Here is a 4,816-nt window from a genome sequence, read left to right on the forward strand (position 1 = left end):
GCGCTCTCGCGCGGTCAGCGCCGCCCATCCAGGCTGGGCGACATGGGCTTTGCCGATCGCGGCGCGTGTCTCCTCGACGCCCATGTCGGGAAGCTTCGCCAGCAATTCGCCGGTCGATGGGTTGAAGATCTCGAATGTCCGGCCGCTCGCAGGCGTGCCAAGGCACGGCAAGCGGTCAATGGCGACGAACAGGTCGGGGGATTTCAGGTGACGGATCAAAGGCGGGCAGAGCGGCAATTCCGGATTCCTCCTCAACGCGGCTGATATCTGTCGCAGGGTGCGGTTGTCTATCCCGTACGTCCGATTTCAGCATAGGGCCTCGGACGGCCCGCGGGTAAAACCCACGCGCGATTATTGCTCATCCGGGAGAGGAAAACCGTCGACCAGACCGATGGGATCGCCAAGTCGGCATTTTTGTCCAGCGAGGGCGTTGAAAACATAGCGCTTGGCAGCACGCACGCTTTCTTCCACCGAGACCCCGAGCGCAAGAGAGGCGGCAATGGCGCTGGAGAGCATGCAGCCCGTCCCCCGCATCTCGCCAGGCAGCCGCGGCGCCTTCAATCGAAGCGGCGTTCGGTCCGGCTGCACCAAGAGGTCGACTGCATTCGTGCCGCGCGCATGACCGCCCTTGACGAGGACGGCGGTCGAGACGGATCTCGACAACGCCTCACCCTGTCGGCAAGCCGATGCCTCGTCGACTGCGATCGCCGATCCGGTCAGCACCGCCAATTCAGGCAGGTTCGGCGTGACAATCCGGCAAAGCGGCATGAGATAACCACGCAGCGAGGCGACAGCGTCTTCCATGATCAGCGCCCCGCCGGACGAGGAGGCGAGGACCGGGTCCAGCACCACCGGAATGTCGCGATGATCCTGTATAACCGCCACGACTTCTGCGATCGCGCCGCTGGTGCCAAGCATTCCGACCTTGATGGCCTTCACACTGTTGGCGATGAGTGCGGCCCGCATCTGGGCCACGACAAGATCTGGCGGCATATGCTCGATCCAGGTGACCGCCTGATGTGTCTGGGCGGTCACCGCCGTCACGGCGACGCACGAGCTGAGGCCGAGTGCCGCGATCGTTTCGACGTCGCGCGTCACTCCGGCTCCGCCGCTTGAATCGATTCCTGCGACGATCAGCACGTGAGACTGCGCATTCATCGCCACGGCGCTGTTGCCTCGAGCCACTCGCGTACGCGCGCGTCGGGATCGGCGGCGCGGATGATGTCGGTAACCACCGCCGCACTTTGGGCGCCATGTGCGAATACACCGGGAAGCCGCTCCAGGTTCAGGCCGCCAATGGCGACGAGCGGCATTGGCGCGACACGCTTGCCCCATTCGGCTAAGCGTTCAAGGCCCTGAGGCGCCCATTTCATCGCCTTGAGCATGGTGGGGTAAATCGGCCCGAGCGCGACGTAGTCGGGCTCCGCGAAGAGCGCCGTTTCCAACTCGATGCCGTCATGCGTGCTCAGTCCAAGCTTCAGGCCGGCGCGCCGGATTGCTCCAATGTCGGCGCCCTCCAGATCCTCCTGGCCGAGATGGACGAAATCGCATCCCTCCTCGATCGCCAGGCGCCAGTAGTCATTGATGATGAGCTGGCAGCCGTGGCGGCCGCACACCGCCTTCGAGGCACGGACCTCTCGGCGCAGCGAAGCTTCGTCCTGGTCCTTGATGCGCAGTTGCACCAGTTTCACCCCAAGCGGCACCAGACGTTCGATCCATGCGGCGGACTCGACGATCAGGTAGAACGGATCGAGTTTCATGAGAATGCCGCCATGCCGATGACCGGGGTGGAGGGGACAGCCATGTCGCGCGGTTCGAGCAGGCCGGCGCCATAGGCCTCGCGGCCCGCCTCGACCGCCTTGCCAAAGGCCGCGGCCATGGCAACGGGATCGCCAGCCTTGGCGACCGCGGTGTTCAGAAGCACTGCATCGTAGCCGAGCTCCATAACGGCTGCGGCATGGGACGGGCGGCCGATACCGGCATCAACGATCAGCGGAATACTGGGGAAATGGCCGCGCAGGCTGCGCAGCGCATCGGGGTTTTGTGGCCCGCGCGCCGAGCCGATCGGCGCGCACCAGGGCATCAACAGCCTGCAGCCGGCGTCGAGCAGGCGCTCGGCAACGACGAGGTCGTCGGTCGTGTAGGGGAAGACCTCGAAGCCGTCCGAGGCAAGAATCCTTGCCGCTTCGACCAGCCCGAAGACATCAGGCTGCAGCATATCTTGGTTGCCGATCACCTCGAGCTTGATCCAGGCGGTACCGAACACCTCGCGTGCCATCCGCGCCGTGGTGACCGCTTCGCTCACCGAATGGCAGCCGGCCGTGTTGGGCAGGACGCGAACGCCCAGAGACTGGACTAGAGACCAGAACTGGCCGCCAGATTTGCCGCCGGACGTTTCGCGGCGCAGCGACACGGTGACGATCTGCGTGTCGGACGCTTTCACCGCCTCGGCCATGACTGCGGGCGAGGGGTAAAGCGCAGTCCCAAGCAGAAGGCGGGACGAGAATTTCTGTCCGTAGAGTTCAAGCAAGGGATCACCCTCCCTTCATCGGTGCGAGGATTTCGATGCGGTCGCCTTCTGCAAGCCGGCAGCTATCGCGCTCCCTGGCAGGCACAACGTCGCCATTCAGCGCGGTGGCGAGCCAGGTACCTTCGAAATCGAGTTCGGCGAGCAGCGTAGCAAGTGTCTCGGCTGCGACGTCGTGAATTTGGCCGTTAACAGTGAGCTTCAAGGGCACGCTCCTTTGCTGCCGGGTTTCCCAGAATGAGGTCGGCTGCCTGCCGCGCCATCGCCGGCGCGAGCAGGAAGCCGTGACGGTAGAGACCGTTGATGCGAATGTTCCTCCCGTCGCGCTCGACGCGCGGCAGGTTGTCGACAAAGGCGGGGCGCACGCCGGCACCCGTTTCAACCAGTTCGGCCTCGCCGAAGGCAGGATGCAGCGCGTAGGCGGCGCTGAGCAGCTCCATGGTTGAGCGCGCGGTGATCGGGCCGGCGGCATCGCACTCAATCATTGTTGCGCCGACCATGAACAGGTTTTTCCCGCGCGGCACGACATAGACCGGGATGCGCGGGTGAAGCAGGCGCAGTGGCCGGGTCAGCGAGATCTCGGCTGTTCGCAGGATGAGCATCTCGCCACGCAGGCCGCGCAGCTCGGTGCGTCTGTCGGCGATGCCGGTGCAGTCCACCTCGATATCCGCGACGGCGGACAACGCGCGGTGGCCGAGCTCGAGGCGCACGCCCACGCCGAGCAGCTTGTCTCGAAGCGCGAGCAACGCCTTGCGCGGATCGAGATGCGCTTCCCCGGCGAAGAACAGCCCACGCCCGAAGCGGCCGGCAAGGCCCGGTTCGAGGGCCGCGATCTCAGTGGCGCCCAGCTGCCTGAAGCCGGAGGTGCGGCGAGCGAACCGGTCCAATTCGCCGACATCGCGGGCAGGTGCCAGCACCAGCGTGCCGTTGCGCGAGACATAGCCGGGCAGCGCCGAGTCCCACCAGTCGGCCGCGCCTAGCCCGAGTGTCTGCACCGCCTCTTCAGCACTCTCACGCTCGCACCAGGGCGCGAGCATGCCGCCGGCCTGCCAGGAGGCATTGCCGGCGATCTCCATGCGCTGCTCGACCACGGTCACATCGGCGCCGCGTGTTGCCAGCTCGTGCGCGAGCGTCAGCCCGGCAACGCCGGCGCCGCGAATGAGCACCTTCATGGTTTGGTCGAACTCCCCGCGGTGCCGTCGACGGGCATATAGAGGTCGCCGCCGTCCCGGTATTTCGCCGCCATTGCCGCGAGCCCTTCCTTCTGTGTCCCAGCTTCTCTGGCTGCATCGCGAATGTAGTGGGAGATGCGCATCGAGCAGAATTTCGGCCCGCACATCGAGCAGAAATGCGCCACCTTGTGCGCTTCCTTCGGCAGGGTCTTGTCGTGGAAGGCGCGCGCTGTCTCGGGATCGAGCGAGAGGTTGAACTGGTCCTCCCACCTGAACTCGAAGCGCGCCCGCGACAGCGCGTCGTCCCTGACCTTGGCGGCCGGATGGCCCTTGGCGAGGTCGGCGGCGTGCGCGGCTATTCTGTAGGTGATGACGCCGGTCTTGACGTCGTCGCGGTCGGGCAGGCCGAGATGTTCCTTCGGCGTGACGTAGCAAAGCATGGCCGTGCCGAACCAGCCGATCATCGCCGCGCCAATGCCTGATGTGATGTGGTCGTAGCCCGGCGCAATGTCCGTGGTGAGCGGTCCGAGCGTATAGAACGGCGCCTCGCCACAGACCGCGAGTTGCTTGTCCATGTTCTCCTTGATCCTGTGCATCGGCACGTGGCCGGGGCCTTCGATCATTACCTGGCAGTCCTTGGCCCAGGCGATCTTCGTCAGCTCTCCAAGCGTTTCCAATTCGGCGAACTGAGCGGCGTCGTTGGCGTCGGCGATTGAGCCGGGGCGAAGGCCGTCGCCGAGCGAGAACGCCACGTCATAGCTGCGGCAGATGTCGCAGATTTCCTCGAAATGCTCGTAGAGAAAGCTCTCCTTGTGGTGATGCAGGCACCACTTGGCCATGATCGAGCCGCCGCGCGACACGATGCCGGTGACGCGGTCGACGGTGAGCGGAATGTAATGCAGCCTTACGCCGGCATGGATGGTGAAATAGTCAACGCCCTGCTCGGCCTGTTCGATCAGCGTATCGCGAAAAACCTCCCAGCTCAGGTCCTCGGCGATCCCGCCGACCTTCTCAAGCGCCTGGTAGAGCGGCACCGTGCCGATCGGGACCGGTGAATTGCGCACGATCCATTCGCGGATGTTGTGGATGTTACGGCCGGTTGACAGATCCATCACCG

7 protein-coding genes are annotated in these 4,816 nt (G+C 65.0%); all 7 read right to left on the bottom strand.

All coding sequences use genetic code 11. From position 1 onward, the window contains the following. Positions 1–192 (bottom strand): aldehyde dehydrogenase family protein (locus tag ACWGTO_RS32675; RefSeq protein ID WP_454578841.1); only part of this gene is annotated, 192 nt, incomplete at its 3' end. A 159-nt stretch (positions 193–351) separates the two neighbouring features. Then, the gene (locus tag ACWGTO_RS32680) at positions 352–1,158 is read right to left on the bottom strand and encodes a hydroxymethylpyrimidine/phosphomethylpyrimidine kinase (protein ID WP_454578842.1); all 807 of its coding nucleotides are present in this window, start codon (positions 1,156–1,158) and stop codon (positions 352–354) included. Next, positions 1,155–1,760 (bottom strand): thiamine phosphate synthase, encoded by a 606-nt coding sequence (locus tag ACWGTO_RS32685; protein ID WP_454578836.1) that lies wholly within the window; start codon positions 1,758–1,760, stop codon positions 1,155–1,157. The genes ACWGTO_RS32680 and ACWGTO_RS32685 overlap by 4 nt, the downstream gene beginning before the upstream one ends. Then, complete coding sequence (locus ACWGTO_RS32690) at positions 1,757–2,530, bottom strand: thiazole synthase (protein WP_454578837.1); 774 nt, start codon at positions 2,528–2,530, stop codon at positions 1,757–1,759. Before ACWGTO_RS32690 ends, ACWGTO_RS32685 begins: the two co-directional genes overlap by 4 nt. A gap of 4 nt (positions 2,531–2,534) precedes the next feature. Then, positions 2,535–2,732 (bottom strand): sulfur carrier protein ThiS, encoded by a 198-nt coding sequence (gene thiS, locus ACWGTO_RS32695; protein ID WP_454578838.1) that lies wholly within the window; start codon positions 2,730–2,732, stop codon positions 2,535–2,537. After that, positions 2,716–3,699 carry an FAD-dependent oxidoreductase gene (locus tag ACWGTO_RS32700; RefSeq protein ID WP_454578839.1) on the bottom strand — a complete coding sequence of 328 codons (984 nt, stop codon included), beginning with the start codon at positions 3,697–3,699 and terminating at the stop codon, positions 2,716–2,718. The genes thiS and ACWGTO_RS32700 overlap by 17 nt, the downstream gene beginning before the upstream one ends. Beyond that, a partial coding sequence (thiC, locus tag ACWGTO_RS32705; protein ID WP_454578840.1) for a phosphomethylpyrimidine synthase ThiC occupies positions 3,696–4,816 on the bottom strand: 1,121 nt, incomplete at its 5' end. The genes ACWGTO_RS32700 and thiC, both read right to left, overlap by 4 nt.

Source organism: Mesorhizobium sp. PL10 (assembly GCF_053714315.1).

Bases quoted from the DNA above. Each gene is read 5' to 3' on its own strand.
- ACWGTO_RS32680 (WP_454578842.1), bottom strand. From the start codon at position 1,158: ATGAATGCGCAGTCTCACGTGCTGATCGTCGCAGGAATCGATTCAAGC.
- ACWGTO_RS32685 (WP_454578836.1), bottom strand. From the start codon at position 1,760: ATGAAACTCGATCCGTTCTACCTGATCGTCGAGTCCGCCGCATGGATC.
- ACWGTO_RS32700 (WP_454578839.1), bottom strand. From the start codon at position 3,699: ATGAAGGTGCTCATTCGCGGCGCCGGCGTTGCCGGGCTGACGCTCGCG.